The sequence below is a fragment of the Micromonospora sp. C51 genome (assembly GCF_018070435.1).
In the GTDB taxonomy this organism is placed as follows: Bacteria; Actinomycetota; Actinomycetes; order Mycobacteriales; family Micromonosporaceae; genus Micromonospora; species Micromonospora sediminimaris.
In genome coordinates, this window is the sequence record NZ_JAGPXQ010000040.1 from 21,294 (window position 1) to 39,408 (window position 18,115).

At 72.3% G+C, this 18,115-nt stretch carries 17 protein-coding genes and 1 pseudogene; 6 read left to right on the top strand and 12 right to left on the bottom strand.

What is annotated here, in order from left to right; translation table 11 throughout:
• Nucleotides 1-61 precede the first annotated feature (61 nt).
• A complete protein-coding gene (locus KBX50_RS26925) occupies nucleotides 62-1,498 on the bottom strand; it encodes a PQQ-binding-like beta-propeller repeat protein (protein ID WP_210940470.1) in 1,437 nt (478 codons plus the stop codon).
• A 98-nt stretch (nucleotides 1,499-1,596) separates the two neighbouring features.
• Entirely contained in the window at nucleotides 1,597-2,886 is a 1,290-nt protein-coding gene (locus KBX50_RS26930) for an MFS transporter (protein ID WP_210940497.1), read from the bottom strand.
• Between the two features lie 81 nt (nucleotides 2,887-2,967).
• On the opposite strand from KBX50_RS26930, the gene KBX50_RS26935 reads away from it, so the two are divergent.
• Entirely contained in the window at nucleotides 2,968-3,954 is a 987-nt protein-coding gene (locus KBX50_RS26935; RefSeq protein WP_210940471.1) for a helix-turn-helix domain-containing protein, read from the top strand.
• 16 nt (nucleotides 3,955-3,970) lie between these two features.
• Here the strand turns inward: KBX50_RS26935 and KBX50_RS26940 are convergent, their stop codons facing one another.
• Nucleotides 3,971-4,456, bottom strand: a complete 486-nt coding sequence (locus KBX50_RS26940) for an Lrp/AsnC family transcriptional regulator (RefSeq protein ID WP_093403292.1) — start codon at nucleotides 4,454-4,456, stop codon at nucleotides 3,971-3,973.
• A 141-nt stretch (nucleotides 4,457-4,597) separates the two neighbouring features.
• On the opposite strand from KBX50_RS26940, the gene hppD reads away from it, so the two are divergent.
• From hppD to hisC, 4 genes are read left to right on the top strand one after another with little or no spacing between them, the layout of a single operon-like run.
• Nucleotides 4,598-5,803: a 4-hydroxyphenylpyruvate dioxygenase gene (hppD, locus tag KBX50_RS26945; protein ID WP_210940472.1), complete on the top strand. Its 1,206-nt coding sequence runs from the start codon at nucleotides 4,598-4,600 to the stop codon at nucleotides 5,801-5,803.
• Between the two features lie 11 nt (nucleotides 5,804-5,814).
• The gene (locus KBX50_RS33030; RefSeq protein WP_210940473.1) at nucleotides 5,815-6,558 is read left to right on the top strand and encodes an RDD family protein; all 744 of its coding nucleotides are present in this window, start codon (nucleotides 5,815-5,817) and stop codon (nucleotides 6,556-6,558) included.
• Between the two features lie 22 nt (nucleotides 6,559-6,580).
• On the top strand, nucleotides 6,581-7,549 hold the full coding sequence (locus tag KBX50_RS26955) for an RDD family protein (RefSeq protein ID WP_210940474.1): 969 nt from the start codon (nucleotides 6,581-6,583) through the stop codon (nucleotides 7,547-7,549).
• Nucleotides 7,546-8,646, top strand: coding sequence for a histidinol-phosphate transaminase (gene hisC, locus KBX50_RS26960; protein WP_210940475.1), 1,101 nt, complete (start codon nucleotides 7,546-7,548; stop codon nucleotides 8,644-8,646). The genes KBX50_RS26955 and hisC overlap by 4 nt, the downstream gene beginning before the upstream one ends.
• Before the next feature lie 94 nt (nucleotides 8,647-8,740).
• Here hisC and KBX50_RS26965 read toward each other — a convergent pair whose 3' ends face one another.
• The 8 genes from KBX50_RS26965 to KBX50_RS27000 form a co-directional block, all read right to left on the bottom strand.
• Nucleotides 8,741-9,640: a hypothetical protein gene (locus tag KBX50_RS26965; RefSeq protein ID WP_210940476.1), complete on the bottom strand. Its 900-nt coding sequence runs from the start codon at nucleotides 9,638-9,640 to the stop codon at nucleotides 8,741-8,743.
• Between the two features lie 217 nt (nucleotides 9,641-9,857).
• Nucleotides 9,858-10,400, bottom strand: coding sequence for a hypothetical protein (locus KBX50_RS26970; protein ID WP_210940477.1), 543 nt, complete (start codon nucleotides 10,398-10,400; stop codon nucleotides 9,858-9,860).
• Nucleotides 10,401-10,459: 59 nt separating this feature from the next.
• The gene (locus KBX50_RS26975; protein ID WP_307871084.1) at nucleotides 10,460-10,996 is read right to left on the bottom strand and encodes a hypothetical protein; all 537 of its coding nucleotides are present in this window, start codon (nucleotides 10,994-10,996) and stop codon (nucleotides 10,460-10,462) included.
• 53 nt (nucleotides 10,997-11,049) lie between these two features.
• The gene (locus tag KBX50_RS26980) at nucleotides 11,050-12,300 is read right to left on the bottom strand and encodes a PQQ-binding-like beta-propeller repeat protein (RefSeq protein ID WP_210940478.1); all 1,251 of its coding nucleotides are present in this window, start codon (nucleotides 12,298-12,300) and stop codon (nucleotides 11,050-11,052) included.
• Between the two features lie 240 nt (nucleotides 12,301-12,540).
• Nucleotides 12,541-13,011 (bottom strand): SRPBCC family protein, encoded by a 471-nt coding sequence (locus tag KBX50_RS26985; protein WP_210940479.1) that lies wholly within the window; start codon nucleotides 13,009-13,011, stop codon nucleotides 12,541-12,543.
• A 90-nt stretch (nucleotides 13,012-13,101) separates the two neighbouring features.
• Nucleotides 13,102-13,311, bottom strand: a complete 210-nt coding sequence (locus KBX50_RS26990; RefSeq protein ID WP_210940499.1) for a DUF397 domain-containing protein — start codon at nucleotides 13,309-13,311, stop codon at nucleotides 13,102-13,104.
• A 175-nt stretch (nucleotides 13,312-13,486) separates the two neighbouring features.
• Entirely contained in the window at nucleotides 13,487-14,683 is a 1,197-nt protein-coding gene (gene fahA / locus KBX50_RS26995; protein WP_210940480.1) for a fumarylacetoacetase, read from the bottom strand.
• A 28-nt stretch (nucleotides 14,684-14,711) separates the two neighbouring features.
• Nucleotides 14,712-15,578, bottom strand: coding sequence for a hypothetical protein (locus tag KBX50_RS27000; protein ID WP_210940481.1), 867 nt, complete (start codon nucleotides 15,576-15,578; stop codon nucleotides 14,712-14,714).
• Nucleotides 15,579-15,657: 79 nt separating this feature from the next.
• Here KBX50_RS27000 and KBX50_RS27005 point away from each other — a divergent pair, with 79 nt between their 5' ends.
• Complete coding sequence (locus KBX50_RS27005) at nucleotides 15,658-16,824, top strand: homogentisate 1,2-dioxygenase (RefSeq protein ID WP_210940482.1); 1,167 nt, start codon at nucleotides 15,658-15,660, stop codon at nucleotides 16,822-16,824.
• 648 nt (nucleotides 16,825-17,472) lie between these two features.
• On the opposite strand, the pseudogene KBX50_RS33870 reads toward KBX50_RS27005, so the two are convergent.
• Nucleotides 17,473-18,108: pseudogene (locus KBX50_RS33870) on the bottom strand (tetratricopeptide repeat protein); the annotation flags it as partial.
• Nucleotides 18,109-18,115: the final 7 nt, after the last annotated feature.

The window sequence follows — 18,115 nt, forward strand, 5'->3', positions numbered from 1 at the left end:
GCTCATGACGGCAAAGCCTAGGGCAGAAGGTTGGGTCCGTCCCACCCGCCGGGGGGCCCGATCATTTACCGGGGTCAGGGGCGGCGCACAGCTCGTTCTTCGGACCACAACTGTCCTGGGGCTGCGGCGCCGCGCCACTGCCGGCGGGGCCGGGGTCCGCCCCGTCGGCCTCGCCCGGCGTACCACCGGCCGCCGCGCCGAACCGGACGTACCCGATCTCCCGGCCCTCCCCGATCACCATGCCGGCGGGCCCCACGGCGAGGGCGTTCGCCGAGGTACGCAGCACGGCCAGTTCCCGCCCGGTCCGCGGATCGAGCGCGACCAGCCGGTTGGGCTTCTCGTCCGCGACGATCGCCGCGTACGGGGTGAGGGCCGCACCTGCCTTTTTCCCCGCCGGCCGGGTCCACCGGGTCCGCCCGGCACCGAGTTCACGGGCGGAGACGGCACCGCCATCGGCGGCACGCACCAACGCGTACCGGTCGTCGACCGCGAGCACCCGTTCGCCGTCGGCGGTGACCAGCAACAGCCGCCCGTCGTACCCGTCGAGGACCGCCTCCCGGCCGTCGGGCGAAACGCCGAGCACCACGTTCCGGGCACCGTACGGGTCCTCCCGCTGTACGCAACCGGCGCTGTCGGCGGTACGGAGGTTGAGCCCCGACTGCTGCCACGCCTCCTGCCCGGTGGCCGAGTCCCGACCGGAGATGGTGTAGTAGCAGCTGCCGTCCTGAGACCGGGCGGTGATGCGCAGCAGGCGCCCACCGATCACGGCGAGCCGCTCCTCCCGGCCGGGTTCGACGTTCTGTAGCACCCGGCCGGTGGCGGTGTCCACCACGTGCACCCGCCCGTCGACCGGGAAGCCGAGCAGCGGTGGTACGGCCTCCGGGCCGGCCACCTCGCCGTCGATCCGGTTGCTGGTGAGCCGCCGGCTGTCGAGCAGATTCGGGTTGTCCGCGAGCAGGCCGGTGCTGACCCCGGGCAGGAAGGCGGTCCACAGCGGAACGGTGCCGCGCGGATCCCAGGCGCTCAAGGTGCAGTCGGTGGCCTCCACGCAGCGGGCGTCGAGCAGCAGGTTGCGGTACGTCCAGACCGCCACCGCATCATCGTCGCGGCGGCGGGTCACCCCGGTGATGGGGTCGAGTACCTCGTACCCCTTGACCAGCAGCTTGCCCACGACGACGACGGCTTCCTGCCCCGCGCCGGTGACCGCGCTCCAGTCGGCCTTGCGCTCCCAGAGCTGCGTGCCGGCGGCCAGGCTGCGGGCCTCCACCCGGGTGCGCTGCTCGATCACGAGGCTCGCACCGGCGATGGTGACGCTGCGCGGGGTGCCACCGATACGTTGCTGCCAGACCACGTCCGGCTGGGAGATCGGCTGGGGCCGGTTCACCCAGTCCCACATGGTGGGGAACGGGTTCCAGACTCCGGTCGCGGCGAGCACCACCACCGTGATCAGGCCGAGCAGCAGCCAGCTACGTACGCCGAGGCCGCTCCCCTTCGCCACCGGGACACGGTAGCCATCCGTGCTCGCCACCGCCCGCACCACCCCGCGTGTCGCGCCGGAAAGATCGCGTCGGCAGCACCGCGAGCACGGTGGTTGACTCAGCGGTCAGCGGACACCGCAGGAGCCGGCGTGGTCGGCGTGGGCTCCGCCGCAAGCGCAGGTGAACGTCGGTCACCGGGGGTGAGGACCGGCCAGAGAAGCAGCGTCGCGATGATCGAAGCAGCCCCGGCGCCGGCCATCACCACCCCCGGCGCGAGCACCTCGCTCAGCGCGCCGGCCCCTGCGGCGGCCAACCCCTGCGCCGCCATCATGCCGGTGCTGACCAGGCCGAAAGCCTGCCCTCGGCGCACCTCGGGGACCGCGTCGAGGAACCGCCGGGCCAGCCCGAGCTGGTAGGCGAAACCCGCGGTCGCCACCGCGAACAGGGCCGCCGCGGGCAGCAGCACCGGCCGGGCCAGGAACGCCAGCATGGGTACGCCCAGCAGCAGGGCCAGCCACGGCGTCCAGCGTTCCCGCCGGGTGGGCGCGACGAACCGCCCCACCAGCAGGTCGCCGACAAGCATGCCGCCCGCGCCCGCCATCAGCAGGATGCCGGCGTTGGCGCCCGGCCCGAGCCCGGCCGCGTACGGCACCGCCACCCCCTCGGCACCGACCAGCAGTGACCCCGGCAGCCACTGGGCGAGCAGCAGGCCACGGATCCGGCGGTCGGCCAGCAGCTGCCGGTTCACCCGCAGGGTCTCCCGGAACGCGCCGGACCGCGGGCCGGCAACCGCCCGACCGGTGCGGGCGGGACGAGGCGCCAGCCCGAACCGCACCAGCAATGCGGAGAGGCCACAGGTCGCCGCCGTCAGCCAGAGCGCGCCGTACGGACCGACCAGCCCCAACAGCAGACCACCGACGGCGAACCCGGCCACCTGCGTACCCCCGGCGGCCACGGTGAGCAGCGAACGACCCAGCACGTACCGGTCACCGTGCAGCATCTCGGGCAGCAGCGCGGTACGCGACGCGCTGCTCACCGGGCCGAAGAGCGCCACGACGGCGACCAGGCCGAGCATCGCCGCCGGGGAGAGCAGACCCGTGGCGAGCACCGCCACCACGGCCAGCCGCACCAGGTCGTAGCCGACGATCAGGGCGCGGGCCGGCCACCGGTCGGCCAGGGCCAGCAGGAACAGCCCACCCAGCGCGTGCGGCAGGAATCCGGTGACGTACGCGAGTGCGGCCAGCAGACCGGACCCGGTGCGCTCGTAGACGAGCACGGAGAGGGCGAGCATCTTCACCGTCTCGCCGATAATGAAGATCCCATAGCTCGCGAAGATCACCCGGAACTCGGCGACGGCGAAGACGTCCCGGAAGGTGGCCTGCCGGTCGGCCACCTTCGGCGCGTTCATGCTGGTGTTGTCCACGCCGATCAGCCTGGTGGCGCACACCGGACCGCTCTATCCTTTCGCTGGAGAACGAAAGGTCGGGCGATGCGGATCGAGGTCACTCCGGCGGACGTGGCGGCCAGTCGGTACGCCATCTCGCCGCTGGGCGAGGCGGTCTGGGCGCTGCGCGTCCATGCCGGCCAGCACGCCGTGCCGGGGCTGGCCCCCTGGGTGGCCCGCACCCGATCGGTCTTCGAGCAGCTGCGCCGGGACTACCCGGCGGTGGGCGCGCTGATGGCGCTGCTACGCCGGGGCGGCTACAACGCCGACTTCATCCAGCCGCCACCCGACGGCATCGGCCGCACCTTCGCCGACGAGCTGGCCGTGGTCCGGGCCACGCCGCTCGGGCAGGCTCGCGACGAACTGTCCCGCAACCTTGTCGGACTGCGCACCCCACCGGCGTACGCCCGCCGGATCTACGACTCGCCGGACGTCGTCGACCGGCTGGCCGACGCGATCGAGGCGTCCTGGATGGCCCTGGTGCAGCCGGACTGGCCGCGACTGCGGGCGGTGCTGGAACGGGATCTGGTCCATCGCGCGGGCCGCCTGCTCGCGTACGGCTGGGGGGCCGCCGTGGCGGACCTGGACCCGAGGCTGCGCTGGGTCTCCGGCGGCGGGCTCGGCGCGATCGAGGTGGCCGACCGCGATCCCCGCAGCTACTCGCTGGGCGGCCGGGGCCTGCTCTTCATCCCCACGGTGTTCGGCATGATGATCAACTACGTCGAGCCGCCATGGCCGTTCGCGATCGTCTACCGGGCCTCCGGAGTGGCCGAGTTGCTCGGGCCACCCGACCCCGGCCGCCCCGAGGACGCGCTGGACCGGCTGGTCGGGCGGTCCCGCGCGGCGGTGCTGCGGGCGCTCGCCCTGCCCGCCACGACCAGTCAGCTCGTCGTGCAACTCGGGATGAGTCTGGGCGGCGTCGGCGACCACCTGTCCGTGCTGCGCGACGCGGGCCTGATCACCCGGGTCCGCTCCGGCCGGTCCGTCCGGTACCGCCGCACCCCGCTCGGCGACGCCCTCACCGCCGACTGATTTCGCCGCCTTTCCTTCACTGCACCGCCGAGCGCAGCAGCGGAAGGACGCGGTAGGGGATCTGCTCGGCGAGCGCGATGATCGTGGAGGCGCGGGTGATGCCCTCGTACGCCACGATCTGATCGATCACCCGTTGAAGGTCGGTGTTCGAGCGGGCCACGATCCGGCAGAGCAGGTCGCCCGAGCCGGTGATGGTGTGTGCCTCCAACACCTCGGGGATCGCCGCCAGATGACGGGTGACCGGGTCGTGCCCGTGCCGCTGACTGATCTCCAGGGTGACGAAGCTGGTCACCGTGAAGCCGAGCGCGGCCGGGCCGAGATCCGGCCCGAACCCGGCGATGACGCCCCGCCCGACCAGCTTGTCGAGCCGCGCCTGGACGGTCCCCCGGGCGACGTGAAGCCGGCGCGAGCACTCCAGCACACCGATCCGGGGTTCCTCGGCGAGCAGTTCGATGAGTCGCACGTCCAGTTCGTCGAGCTGAGCAATCTGACCAGTGTTCATGCGTCAACACCATACCGTTTGTGCAACCTGACCAGCGTACGCCGTGAGGGTTGCCCAGTGCGCCCGGGCACCGCGATGCTCGGCACACAGCACACGATCCCGTCGGCCCACCAGGCCGGCCGGTACGCGAGGGAGGCCACCATGACCCAGGCGATCGACCGACCCCAGCCGACCGATGAGGTGGACGTCGACGCTCTCGTCGGCGCCGTCGATCACGACACCAGCAAGGACCCGTTCCCGGTCAAGGGCCTCGACTACGTGCATTTCATGGTGGGCAACGCCAAGCAGGCGGCGCACTACTACTCGACGGCGTTCGGCATGACCTGCGTGGCGTACCGGGGGCCGGAGCAGGGCTACCGGGACTACGCCGAGTACGTGCTGACCAGCGGTTCCGCCCGTTTCGTCTTGACCGGCGCGGTACGCCCCGACGCGCCCGGCGCCGAACACGTGACAAAGCACAGCGACGGAGTGATCGACATCGCGCTGGAGGTGCCGGACGTCGATGCGGCCTACTCGCACGCCGTCCAGCAGGGCGCCAACGGCCGGACCGAGCCGACCGACATGACCGACGAGCATGGCACGGTCCGCTTCGCGGTCATCGACGCGTACGGCGACACCCGGCACACGCTCGTCGACCGGTCCCGCTACACCGGTCCGTTCCTGCCCGGCTTCGTCGCCCGGGGCCCGATCGTGGACCGGCAGCCGATGATCGACGTCGGGGTCCAGCCGAAGCGTTTCTTCCAGGCGGTCGACCATGTCGTCGGCAACGTCGAGCTGGGCCGGATGGACGAGTGGGTCGAGTTCTACCGCCGGGTCATGGGCTTCACCAACATGGCCGAGTTCATCGGCGACGACATCGCCACCGACTACTCGGCGCTGATGAGCAAGGTCGTCGCCAACGGCACCCGCAAGGTGAAGTTCCCGCTCAACGAGCCGGCCATCGCCAAGAAGAAGTCGCAGATCGACGAGTACCTGGAGTTCTACCAGGGCCCCGGTGCCCAACACATCGCCGTGGCCACCAACGACATCCTGGCCAGCGTGGACGCGATGCGGGCAGCCGGCGTCGACTTCCTGGAGACCCCGGACTCGTACTACGACGACCCGGAACTGCGCGCCCGCATCGGCGAGGTACGCGTACCGATCGAGGAGCTCAAGTCCCGCAAGATCCTGGTCGACCGGGACGAGGACGGCTACCTGCTGCAGATCTTCACCAAGCCGGTGCAGGACCGTCCGACGGTCTTCTTCGAGCTGATCGAGCGGCACGGCTCGCTCGGCTTCGGCAAGGGCAACTTCAAGGCGCTCTTCGAGGCCATCGAGCGGGAGCAGGAAAAGCGCGGCAACCTGTAACACTGTCGAGCGTGACCCAGCCACCCACGCACCCGACACCGCCGGCCGGCGAGCCCCCGGCCGGCGGTGCCGCGCCACCGGCCGGCCCACCCCAGGTTCCGGCACAGTGGGCGCCGCCCGTCCAGCCGCCGCCCGGACAGCCAGGTCCGCAGGGGTACGCGTCCCAGCCGCCCTGGCCGGTGGGGCCACCACCGCCCGGCTGGGCTGCCGGACCGCCACCGCCGGTGCTGAGTCCGGGCGGGCAGCCGCTGGCCAGCTTCGGTGACCGGCTGCTGGCGTACCTGATCGACACGGCGATCGCGACGGGAGTCCTGATGGTGCTCTTCGTACCGATCTTCCTGGTCTTCTGGTTGCGGACACTCTCCACGCTCAACTGGACCAACCCGGACGGCACACCCGCCGAGCCGGATCTGGCCACGATGTTCACCGATGTGATGTTGCCGATGCTGTTGCTCCAGGCCGGGCTGGTCGTGCTGTCGCTGGGGCTGTACTGGCTCTATCACGTCGAATACCTCAAGCGGACCGGCCAGACTCTGGGCAAAAAGGTGATGGGCCTCCAGGTGGTTCCGTTCGATCCGACCGCCACCCTCGATCGACGGATGGCGGGGAAGCGGTACCTCGCGCAGTTCGTCGGCGGGTCCCTGGTGCCCGGTGGCAGTTACGTCGACGGTCTCTGGCAGTTGTGGGACAAGCCCTGGCAGCAGTGCCTCCACGACAAGTTCGCCGGGACCGTCGTCGTTAAGGTGTCGAGGTGAACGAGCGCAGCGAGGCCGTGACGTGAGCGTGGCACCCGGTTGGTACGTCGACCCCGCCGACCCGGAAACCCGCAGGTACTGGGACGGTGAGGGCTGGATCGGCGCGCCCATCCCGGTGGACGTCACGCCGCCCGAGGGCCCACCCCCGCCCGAGCCCGAGCCGACGCCGGAGCCGACCTCGCCGGCAGCCACCTCGACACCTCCCGCAGCCGACCTGCCGTCCGGCGGCACCCCGCCGGCCACCTGGCCGCAAGGCCCGCCGGCCGGGCAGCCGGGCGGCGGAACGCCACCGGGTTGGCCCGGCGGTCAGGGATCTACGGGCGCGCCGCCGGCCTGGCCGACAGGTGACGCGCCGCAGGGGCCGCCGCCCGGCTGGCCGTACCCGACCTGGCCCGGACGTCCGCCGGCCCCCCGTCCGCACGGGATGCCGTTGGCCTCGTTCGGTGCCCGGCTGAGTGCCCGGTTGATCGACTTCGGCATCGTCCTCCTGCTCAACGCCCTGGTCAACGGCTGGTTCGTCTGGCGCTACCTCCAGGAACTCTCGGCACCACTCGACGAGTTCTGGCGTCGGGTGCAGGACCAGGACCGCACCACCGACCCGTTGCCCGCCGCCGGTGATCAGGCCGGCGCGCTGGTCGTGACGATCCTGCTGATCGCCACCTCGCTCTGGCTGGCGTACGAGGTGCCGTCGATGGCCGCCAGTGGGCAGACCTTCGGCAAGCGGCTGCTGCGGGTCAGGGCGGTGCCGGTCGAGGCGGACGCACCACTGGGCTTCGGCCGGGCCCTGCGCCGCTGGAACACTCTCGGCCTGCCCACGCTGCTCTGGTACTGCTGCGGCCTCGGCCTGCTGCTCCAGCTGATCGACGCGCTCTCACCGCTCTTCGACCATCCGCTCCGGCAGGCGCTGCACGACAAGCGGGCGCAGACCGTGGTGGTTCAGCTTCCGCGTACCTCCGACGACCGTGCCAACCCCCCGGGAGAGACCCCATGACCGACCGACGACACCAGGCGGCGGTGCGGCTGACCCGCGCCGACCTGGACGCGCTACCCAACTACGTGCCCGGACGCAGCCCGGCCGACCTGGCCCGTGAGCTGGGCCTGCCCGAGGCGATCAAGCTGGCCAGCAACGAGGTGCCGTACGGCCCGCTGCCCGGCGTGGTGGAGGCGGTGGCCGAGGCGGTAGCCGGGGTGCATCGCTACCCCGACATGGGCGTGGTCGCGCTCCGCCAGGCGCTCGCCGAGCGGTACGGGGTGGACGCCGACCGGGTGGCGACCGGCTGCGGCTCGGTGGCGCTGGCCGAGCACCTGGTACGCGCCACCTGCCTGCCCGGCGACGAACTCGTCTACTCGTGGCGCTCGTTCGAGGCGTACCCGATCATCGCGGCGACCAGCGGCGCGACAAGCGTGCAGGTGCCCAACGACGCCGGTCACGGGCACGACCTGGCGGCGATGGCCGCGGCGGTGACCGACCGCACCCGGATGATCCTGGTCTGCAACCCCAACAATCCGACCGGCACGGCCGTACGCCGGGCCGAGCTGGACCGCTTCCTCGACGCCGTACCGGACGACGTGCTGGTGGTGATCGACGAGGCGTACCGGGAGTTCGTCACCGACCCGGAGGTGCCGGACGGGCTGGACTACGCCGACCGGCCGAACGTCGCGGTGCTGCGCACCCTCTCCAAGGCGTGGGGGCTGGCCGGTCTGCGGATCGGCTTCCTGGTGGCGCAGCCGCAGGTGGCGGCGGCGGTCCGCAAGGTCGTCACGCCGTTCTCCACAAGCATGGCCGCCCAGGCGGGCGCGTTGGCCGCGCTGGCCCAGGCCGACGAGGTGCGTCGGCGGTGCGCGCTGGTGGTGGCCGAACGCGAACGCGTCGGCGAGGCGTTGACCAAGCTCGTTCCCGGCGTGCCGGCCAGCCAGGCGAACTTCGTCTGGCTGCCGCTTGGCGACCGGGCGGTGGAGTTCGGCAAGGCGTGCGAGTCGCGGGGCGTGATCGTGCGTCCGTTCCCTGGCGACGGGGTACGGGTCACCATAGGCACGCCGGCCGAGAACGATGCCTTCCTGGCGGCGGCCGAGGCCGCCCTGGGCTGAACCACGCCCGACCATCGAACGCTGTACCGAGCCGAGCCCACCGAGGGCGGTACCGGGCCGGTCCGCCATCCCCCAGCGGACCGGCCCGAGTCTGCTACTCCTGCGGCACCGGCTCCCGCTGCTGCGACCGCCGCCGATAGGCGAAGCCGAACAGCAGCGCCAGCACCAGCCCGGACGCGACAAGTCCGCCGGCCAGCACCGCGCTCGACCGGTCGGCGCTGACTGCCGCCGGGACGGTCGTGCCGCCGAAGCTGACCGTGCCGCTGGCGCTGCGCTTGGTCCAGCCGCTGGCCAGGTCGAGCTTCGCCGACCAGGGGCCGTCGGGCAGGCGGGAGTCCAGTGCGATGCGGACGGTGGTGCTGCCGCCCAGGGCCAGCGTCGCGGCCTCGACCCGGACCGGATCGGTGGACAGACCACCCGGCCCGTCGGCGAGCCGGAGTTCGCCGGCCAGGTCGAGCGCCCGCTTGCCGGTGTTGCGTACGTCGGCGGTGACGACCGGCGTGCCGTCGGCCTCCCGCAGGCCGGTCAGCGGCCCGATCTCGAAACCGGACGGCGGCTCCCCACCCGGCCCCACGGAGAGGTAGACCCGGATGCCGGCCCGTCCGACGTTACGGATCTGCTGACCGTCCCCGCTGGAGATCTCGGCCCAGATGACGGCGTACCGCTCGCCGGCTTCGGCGGCGCGCGGCACCCGGATGGTGACCAGCGCCTCCGCCTCCTCGCCGGCGGCCAGCGCCTCCTCGCCGGGCTCCACCCGGATCCAACTGCTCAGCTCGTTCTCGGTCCGGCCCGGCGCGAGCACGAAGCCCTTCTCGTCCACCCCGGCGGCCGCCGCGTAGAGAACCACCTTCCGCTGGATCTCCGAGGAGTTCTTGACCACGATGCGTCGCTTGATCGTGGTGCCGGGCTTGACGTGATCGACAATGTACTTGTGCGCCCGGGAGTCGTCACGGCGGCTCACCGGTGCGTCGAGCAGGCGCACCCCGACCGACACGGCAGGGCCACTGGGGCTCGGCGACGCACTGCCACTCGGTTTGGGCGGCTTGGACCGACCGTCTCGCCGGTCGGCCGCCGGCAGGTCGACGACATCGGGCGAAGCCGGTTCGGCGCGTGCCACCGCCCCGGGCGCCGGCACCGCCCCGGCTGCGGCCGACGCCGGCGCCCCGGCCGCGACCAGGAGGGCCACGGCCAGGGCGAGGGCGCTGACGCGGTCATGACACCGAATGGGTGATCACCCCCGAGTAAGAGCCACCGACCGCACTGGCCCGAATGGTGATCCGGATGTCCGGCGCCCAGGTCGCGGAGTTGTTGCCGGCGCCGGAGGTCTTCGAGAAGGCGACCCGCGACACGTTCAGCGCCACCGCATCGGCCTCGGTGGGCTGTCCGGGCACGAAGGTTCCGGTACCGGTCGTCTCGATGGCACCGCCGGACCAGTACTCGACCAGGTTCGGCAGGATCGTCTCCTCGGGCGAACCACTGCCGGCGGTGAACGAGCTGCTGGTCACCGTGGCCGTCCAGATGGCGTTCAGGGCGGCCCGACTGTCCGTGACGGTGACGTTGCCCAGTTCGCCGGTGATGGTGCTGCCGGCGAACGCCGCACCGAGGTTCACCGACGCCGGGACGGAGATGTCCAGGTTCGCGGTGGCGACCGTGAAGGTCACGATGGTGTCGCCGGACGGGGCGGCGGCGGCGGGTGCCGCCAGGACCACCACGGTGGCCGCGGCGGCGGTCAGGGTAAGAAGTGGCTTCCTCATGCCGATCACGCTAGATCGGACAAAATGGTCACCTACTACTGCTTCAGACAAATCACCCATCAGGCGACAGAGTGGATGATGGTGCCCCGGTAGACGCCCCCGACGATGCCGTTCGGCACGACGATCCGGACGCTCGGGTTCCAGGCGACCCGGTTGTTGCCGTTGCCGGAGGTCTTCCGAAATGCTTCCCGGGTCACGTTGAGCGCCACCGCCTGCGCCTGGGTGGGCTGGCCCGGCACCAACGTACCGCCGCCGGTGCTCTGCACCGCCGGCCCCGACCAGTAGAAGACCGAGGCGTTGGAGATGGTCCGCTGCGGCCCACCCGCGCCGGTGATGAAAACAGTGGCGGAGACGGTGGCCACCCAGATGTTCGGGTTGACCGGGCCACGGACGTCGGTCACCTCGACCCGACCCAGCGACCCGGTTCGTGCCCCGCCGACGAAGGCGGTGCCGAGGTCGACCGCCGCCGGCACGGTGATGTCGACCCCCGGCGTTGCCGCCAACCGGACGGTCCGCCAGACCGGGGCGGCGGCCTCCGCCGGAGCGGCGCCGACGAGAATCATGATCACACCCAGCAGGGCTGCCAAGAGACGCACAGTGGGACTATAAGTAACTTATGTCCGTTTTGTCGAGCACAGGTCGCCGATTGTCAGGTCGCGGCGACGATCAACGATTCGGCGGTGAGGTAGTACCGCTGGTCGTCCGCGTCGGGATCGACCGGCCGGCGCAGCCGCTCCACCACCACGTACCCGTCGGCCGCGTACGCGTCGCCCGGCGCCCACCCCGTGCCGTCGGAGCCGATGTCGAGAACGAAGCTGGACAATCGCGTGCCGGTGGCCGGGTCCACGTTGACGAGCTCGTTCGCCTCGGTCAGCACGTGCACCCGGCCGGGCTGTACAGCGATCACCCGGCCCGGGCCGACCTCGACCCGCCAGCGTTCCGCACCACCGGGGACGGCCCGGCCGACGAGCACTCCCTCGGCCATGCCCACTGCCGTCTCGTCGACGAGTTCGGTACCCGGACCATCCAGGACCGGTGCCTGCACCGGCGCTTCCGCCCCGAGCAACCAGCCCCGGGCCGGCGCGTCCCCGGGCCCGGCGGTCCGCAACGCGGCACAGCCGACGCCGTCCGGCCCACAGCCGAGCAACGTGGCCGTCAGCTCGTCACCGGCATCAGGCGGACGCCACCTGGTCGTCACCACGCCGGTTGCGGTGTCCCGAAACTCGATGACCGCCGGTCCCTCGCAGTCGTCCACGGTCAGCAGCCGGCCACCGGAGGCGCTGCCCACCGGTTCGCGGCAATCGGAACCCACCGCCGCCCGCCACAGCTGCCCGCCATCGGCCAGGTCGACCGCTCGGACTTCACCCTCGCCGGAGCTGACGATCACCTGCCGGCCGTCGACGGTCCGGCTCACCGCGAGGCCGCTCGGCCGCCAGACGACGGCCGTGCCGGTGCGCCGCGCGACCCGCTCCGACGCTGGCTCCGGCCCGTCCGCCCGCCAGGTGACCCGACCGGTACGCGCGTCGATCGCCACGAGTTGCCCGTCCGACCAGCGGCTCACCACCGTCGTCCCACTCGCCACCACCGCGTCCAGACTCGCCGGCCAACGCCGGAAGGACCAGTACGGGGTGTGCCGGCTACGACTGTCGACAGGTTGGTCGGCGTAGACCTGCCGGGCCGCGGCGTACACCCGCAGCCGGCCGTCGACGATCAGCGGGGCGACCGGCAGGCGGCCGGTCACCCCCGGGTCAGGCATGCTCCGCGCCGGGTAGTCGTCCCGGGCCGGGGTGCTCACCTCCGCCGGCGCCAGGACCCGGTACGCGATGACCCCGACCGTCGCGGCGACACCCACCGCCGCCACCGCCGCCACGAACCGCCGCCGACCAGCCGCCCACCCCATGCCGCACCTCCGCACGGCACCCTACCCAGCCGCTCCCGGACCCGCCCTCGCCCCCGAGCCGCCCCGCCAGACCCGCCCACCGAGCCCACCGGTCAAGCCCGCCGAGCCGAACTCGCGCGCTGCGCCCGTCCCGACATGCGGCATGCCGCGCTCTCGCGGTGGGCGTGATGCCGCTGTTTGCCGCAACTCGCGAGAACACCCGCTCGGGTCCGGGCGTGACGGAGGCGGGCGGGCGCTGGGTCAGGCGACTTCGGCGTGGCAGGCGCCAGCTGCGGCGGCCAGGGCGGCGATGTCCTGCCGCAGCACCTTTTCCGCTGCTCGGACCGCCAAACCGCCGAGCAGCAGTGCGAGCGCCCGGCCAGTTGTCGCGGCCGGCTGAGCCCACACCGTCACCGTCACCGAGGCGTGGCGACGCCCGCGACGGTGCACGTCCCGTAGCGTCCAGGTGATCCGGTAGTCGACGCCGTCGCCGGGCGAGCCGAGGACCAGCCGTCGGGGCGGCTCGGCGGCCAACACGACGAACTCCTCGGCCACCGTGCCACCGCCCGGTCGCGTCCGGATCTCCCGCCAACTCGTACCCGGGCCGAACGTTCCCGGGGTCAGCAGTTGCACGGGCCGATCACCGCCCCTCGGCCGGGACAGGTCGGTGAGCACCCGCCACAGATCGACCGCGGATGCCGCGACCAACCCGTTCACCGCAACTGTCGACATGCCACCTCCCGTGGCACCGACGGTACGCGGCGTGATCGTGGTGCGGGGTCCCCGAGCGGAGAATCCCCCGCCGGAGACCCCCGGCGGGCATCAGCCGACGAATCGACCGTCCCGGATCGCGTCGACGAATGCGCTCCAGCCCGGCGGGCTCACCACGAGCACCGGTCCGGCCTGGTCCTTTGAGTCACGGATGCCCACCACACCGTGGACTGCGGCCAGATTGTCGGCCACCTCCACGCAGAGTCCCTGGTCGTTGGAACGGCTGCTGGTACGCCAGACCGCGTCCACGAGATCGTGCATCGTCGTCATCTCCCTCAGTTTCGACGTTCCGCCAGCCGAGACCGGGCCGACCGGAAAAGGGGGGCACCGGCCGGCCCGGCGCGGCGTGGCGACGGAATTCCGAGGCGATCAACGAAGACGGCGACGGTCCTTGATCGCACCCGCTGTGCGATCAAGGTCAGCTGTCGGGTTCAGGTCAGTTCGACGGCAGGACGGTGCCCGTGACCTCGCCCAACATGAGGATGGTGCCGTCCGGCCCGGGTGCGGTGGCGGTGATCGTCACCGTGTCACCGTCGGCCAGGAAGGTGCGTTCCGCCCCGCCCACGGTGACCGGTTCGGTGCCGCCCCAGCTGAGTTCCAGGAACGAGCCGACCTGGTCGCGCCGAGGGCCCGAGACGGTGCCGGAGGCGTACAGGTCGCCGGTACGCAGCGAGGCGCCGTTGACGGTCAGGTGTGCCAACTGCTGGGCCGGGGTCCAGTACATGCCGGCGAAAGGTGGCTCGCTGACCGGCTCTCCGTTCCAGAGCACCCGCAGCCGCAGGTCCAGCCCCAGGTGCGGCTCGTCGCGCAGGTAGTCGGCCACCGGCGGATCCTGCTCCGGACCGGCGACGAACGCGTCGCGCAGCGCGTCGAGCGGCGTGACCCAGGCGGCGACCGACGTGGCGAACGACTTGCCGAGGAACGGCCCGAGCGGTTGGTACTCCCATGCCTGGATGTCCCGCGCCGACCAGTCGTTGACCAGCACCACGCCGAAGACGTGGTCGGCGAAGTCGGCGGCGGCCACCGGGCGGCCGAGCGGGCTCGGTACGCCGACCACGAAGCCGACCTCGGCCTCGATGTCCAGGCGCGTCGACGGGCCGAACGTCGGCCCGTCGGAGCTGGGGCGCTGCCCCTGCGGACGTACCACGGGGGTGCCGGAGACCACCACCGTGCCGGCGCGACCGTGATAGCCGATCGGCAGGTGTTTCCAGTTCGGCAGCAGCGGCGGCTGCCCCGGGCGGAAGATCAGGCCGACGTTCGAGGCGTGGTGTTCCGAGGAGTAGAAGTCGACGTAGTCGGCCACCTCGAAGGGCAACTCCATCCGCACCTCGTCGACGGGCACCAGCAGCGGCTCCACCGCCGCCCGGTGCGTCGGGTCGGTGAGCAGCTCGGTGATCCGGTCCCGCACCGCGGTCCACTGCGGGCGCACCAGCGCCAGGAACGCGTTAAGCGTGGGCCGGCACAGCGCGCCGCCGGCCAGCACCAGGTCCGCGGCCTCCGCGCCGGCCAGGTCCAGGACGAAATCTCCGACGCGTACGCCGATGCGCGGCTCGTCGTCGCTCACCCGGAACACTCCGTACGGCAGGTGGTGCACCCCGTACCCGGAACCCGACGCACCCGGAACCCAGCTCATGCCGGCCCTCCGCCGCACTGACGCTCGCTCATGCCTCAAAGCCTCCGTCCACCAGCCCGAGCCGGATCAAATCGGTAAGGGGTTCCACGATGCTGCACGAGCCGAACCCCACCCACAGCGGGCGCGCCGCATCGGGCCGGCCGTCGACAGCCTGCACCAGCGGGCGCTCGTCGCGCACGGTGAGCAACTCTGCGACAGCACCGACGGTCGCGCCGTCGGCGGCGGCCAGGGTCGCGGCGAGCACGTTGCCGAACCCGTGGTGGGTGAAGCCGGTCTCCGGGTCCACGTGCCGCACCGCGTGGTGCAGCCCGGCGGTCAGCTTGAACGGCAGGTCCCGGTCCCGGCAGGCGCAGATCACCGCGGCCAGCTCGGCCGGGGTCGGGAAGAGTTCGGCGGCCAGTCCGCCGGTACGGAACTTGGCGGCGACCGGCACCCCCCGGGCGCGCGAGTCGGCGAGCGCGTCCAGGGCACCCATCAGCCCGAAGGTTAGCGGGATCTCCGCGTAGACGGGGACGCCGTCCAGCCGCTCGGCGAGCTTCACCAGCTCGGTCAGTCCTGGTTGCGGGTCCTCGCCCCGCCGCGCGACGGGCACCTCGACCTGTCGTGCGGTCACCCCGAGCGGGGGCAGGAACGACAACGCGAACGGCAGCCGGTCGAGACCGGTGTCACCGATCAGCCCGATGGCGAAGCCCTCCTCAGCGTCGACCTGACCGCTCAGCTCACCCGCCGTGATCGCCGAGGCGGGCAGCAGCAGCGGGCCGACCAGGTCGGCGTACCAAGCGGAGCGGTGCCCCCGGTGGGCCTGCACGGCGTCGGGCAGCGGGGCACTGCCCGGCGGGAAGACTGCGGCGTCATCGACCAGGCCGGCGACAAGAGTGGGCAGCTGCGTTGACACGAGACAAGAATGTACGGGACGCTTCATGGATCGGACAACAGCGTCCGAATATCGGACGCGGGCGGACCGGGAGGGCGAGATGCCGTACTACCGCAGCGTCGGCGAGCTGCCACGCAAGCGCCACACCCAGTTCCGGCAGCCGGACGGCAGCCTCTACACCGAGGAGCTGATGGGCCAGGAGGGCTTCTCCTCCGACTCGTCCCTGCTCTACCACCGGTACGCCCCGACCGCGATCGTCGCCGCCGAGGAGTTCACCCCACCGGCCGTCACCCGGGTGCCGAACCTGCCGCTCAAGCCCCGGCACCTGCGTACCCACAAGCTCGACGGGACCGGCGCGGATCCGGTCCTCGGCCGGCGGTACCTGCTCGCCAACGACGACGTGCGGATCGCCTACGTCCTGGCCGACCGCCCCTCGCCGCTGTTCCGCGACGCCACCGGCGACCACTGCCTCTACGTGGAGTCGGGCGCCCTGCGGGTCGAGTCGACGTTCGGCGTCCTCGACGCGGTGGCCGGCGACTACGTGATCATCCCGACCTCGACGGTGCACCGCCTGGTACCCACCGGCGGCACCCCGACCCGGCTGCTCGCCGTCGAGGCGTCCGGGCACATCGGCCCACCCAAGCGCTACCTCTCCGTACGCGGTCAGTTCCTGGAACACTCGCCCTACTGCGAGCGTGACGTCCGGGGGCCGGACGCCCCGCTGCTGGTCGACGGCACCGACGTGGAGGTGCTGGTGCGTCATCGGCGCGGCTGGACGCGACACGTTTTCGCCAACCACCCGTTCGACGTGGTCGGGTGGGACGGCCACCTCTACCCGTGGGCGTTCTCCATCCACGACTTCGAGCCGATCACGGGCCGGATCCACCAGCCGCCACCGGTGCACCAGACCTTCGCCGGCCCGAACTTCGTGATCTGCTCCTTCGTGCCCCGCAAGGTCGACTACCACCCGGATGCCATTCCGGTGCCGTACCACCACCACAACGTCGACTCCGACGAGATGCTCTTCTACACCGGCGGCAACTACGAGGCGCGGCGCGGCTCCGGCATCGAGCAGGGTTCCATCTCGCTGCACCCGTCCGGCTTCACGCACGGGCCGCAGCCGGGCGCGGCTGAACGCGCCATCGGAGTGGACTTCTTCGACGAGCTGGCGGTCATGGTCGACACCTTCCGCCCACTCGACCTCTGCGACGCGGCGGCCGAGTGCGAGGACGACGGGTACGCCTGGACCTGGGCCCGCCGCCCCTAGGGACGGTCAGGCCACCGGCCGGCCGACGATCGCCAACCGGGCGGCGGTGGCGATCGCGATGGCCAGGACCAGCGGCCACGGGGTGCCGAGCAGGGCGTAGAGCAGGATCAGCACAGGTGCCGTCGCGGCGGCGTACACGGCCAGGGCGAGCGGACGGTCGGTACGCCGCAGCACGGGCAGGATGGTTCGGGTCAGCCCGGGCAGCCGGGCCGCCTGTTGCCAGAGCACGATGCCTCCGCCAGCAGCCGCCGCCACCGCCAGCAGCCGGGAGAAACCGGCGCCGGTCGCGGTCGAACAGGCGACCACGATGGCGGCGACCACCGACCACCCGGCGCCCCAGAGCACGAACCGCCGCAGTGCCGCCGGCACCGGCTGGCGTGCGACGACCGGGCCGACGCCGGGCTGTCCCGGCCAGGCTTCGCCACGCCCGCCCGGCACCGAATCTCCGGCGGGCACGGCGCCACCCTGCGCCGGCCAGCTCGGACGCTCCTCCGGACCGTCGGCGGGACGGCTGGCGTCGTCGTGGCCCGCAGCCGGCCGATCCGACTCCTCCTGGGCGGCACTCGGCCGGCCCTGATCGTCGATCTCGTCCGGGCGGGTCGATTCGTCCGGCACCTCATCGGCGTGGCGCGGATCGGTCGGCGGCAGGTTCGCCACCGCCGCCTCTGCCAGTCGCTCCAGCGCAGCGCTCCACCGGCGCTGCTCCAGCCGCAGTACCCCGACGTCGTCGCCGGTCTCCGCGAGTCGCGGGTCCAGCCGCAGCGCCTCCCGGTAGGCGCGCTCCGCCAGGTCGTACATCCGCATGTTGGCCGCGACCAGACCCAGCACCAGGTGGCCCTGCGGCTCCTCGGGGGCCAGTTCCACCCCGCGCCAGGCCGCGTTCAACGCCGGCTGGCCGTTGCGGGAGCCGGCCAGGATCGCCGCCGCGCTGCGCTGGGCGTACGCGTCCGCCGGCCCCAGGGCCAGGATCTCGTCGGCGGTACGCGCGGCCTCGGCGTACCGTTCGAGGTCGCCGAGGGCCAGCCCACGAGCAACGAGCGCGGGCACCTGCCCCGGCGCGGCGGCCACCGCGGCCTGGGCGGCGGCGAGCGCCTCGGCCGGTCGGCCGGCGGCCAGGTGCACCCGGGCCAGCATTGTCGACACCGTGGCGTCGGCCGGGTCGAGGGCCAGTGCGAAGCCCAGCTCGGCCGCGGCCTCGTCGTAGCGGCCCAGCTCGGCCAGGAGCGTGGCACGTTCGAGGTAGCCGTCGGCGGCGGGCGGGTCGGTGGGGACGTCGGCGGACATCGCGGCG

Bases quoted from the DNA above. Each gene is read 5' to 3' on its own strand.
- KBX50_RS26930 (WP_210940497.1), bottom strand. From the start codon at position 2,886: ATGAACGCGCCGAAGGTGGCCGACCGGCAGGCCACCTTCCGGGACGTC.
- KBX50_RS26935 (WP_210940471.1), top strand. From the start codon at position 2,968: ATGCGGATCGAGGTCACTCCGGCGGACGTGGCGGCCAGTCGGTACGCC.
- KBX50_RS26940 (WP_093403292.1), bottom strand. From the start codon at position 4,456: ATGAACACTGGTCAGATTGCTCAGCTCGACGAACTGGACGTGCGACTC.
- hppD (WP_210940472.1), top strand. From the start codon at position 4,598: ATGACCCAGGCGATCGACCGACCCCAGCCGACCGATGAGGTGGACGTC.
- hisC (WP_210940475.1), top strand. From the start codon at position 7,546: ATGACCGACCGACGACACCAGGCGGCGGTGCGGCTGACCCGCGCCGAC.
- KBX50_RS26970 (WP_210940477.1), bottom strand. From the start codon at position 10,400: ATGAGGAAGCCACTTCTTACCCTGACCGCCGCCGCGGCCACCGTGGTG.
- KBX50_RS26980 (WP_210940478.1), bottom strand. From the start codon at position 12,300: ATGGGGTGGGCGGCTGGTCGGCGGCGGTTCGTGGCGGCGGTGGCGGCG.
- KBX50_RS26985 (WP_210940479.1), bottom strand. From the start codon at position 13,011: ATGTCGACAGTTGCGGTGAACGGGTTGGTCGCGGCATCCGCGGTCGAT.
- KBX50_RS26990 (WP_210940499.1), bottom strand. From the start codon at position 13,311: ATGCACGATCTCGTGGACGCGGTCTGGCGTACCAGCAGCCGTTCCAAC.
- fahA (WP_210940480.1), bottom strand. From the start codon at position 14,683: ATGAGCTGGGTTCCGGGTGCGTCGGGTTCCGGGTACGGGGTGCACCAC.
- KBX50_RS27005 (WP_210940482.1), top strand. From the start codon at position 15,658: ATGCCGTACTACCGCAGCGTCGGCGAGCTGCCACGCAAGCGCCACACC.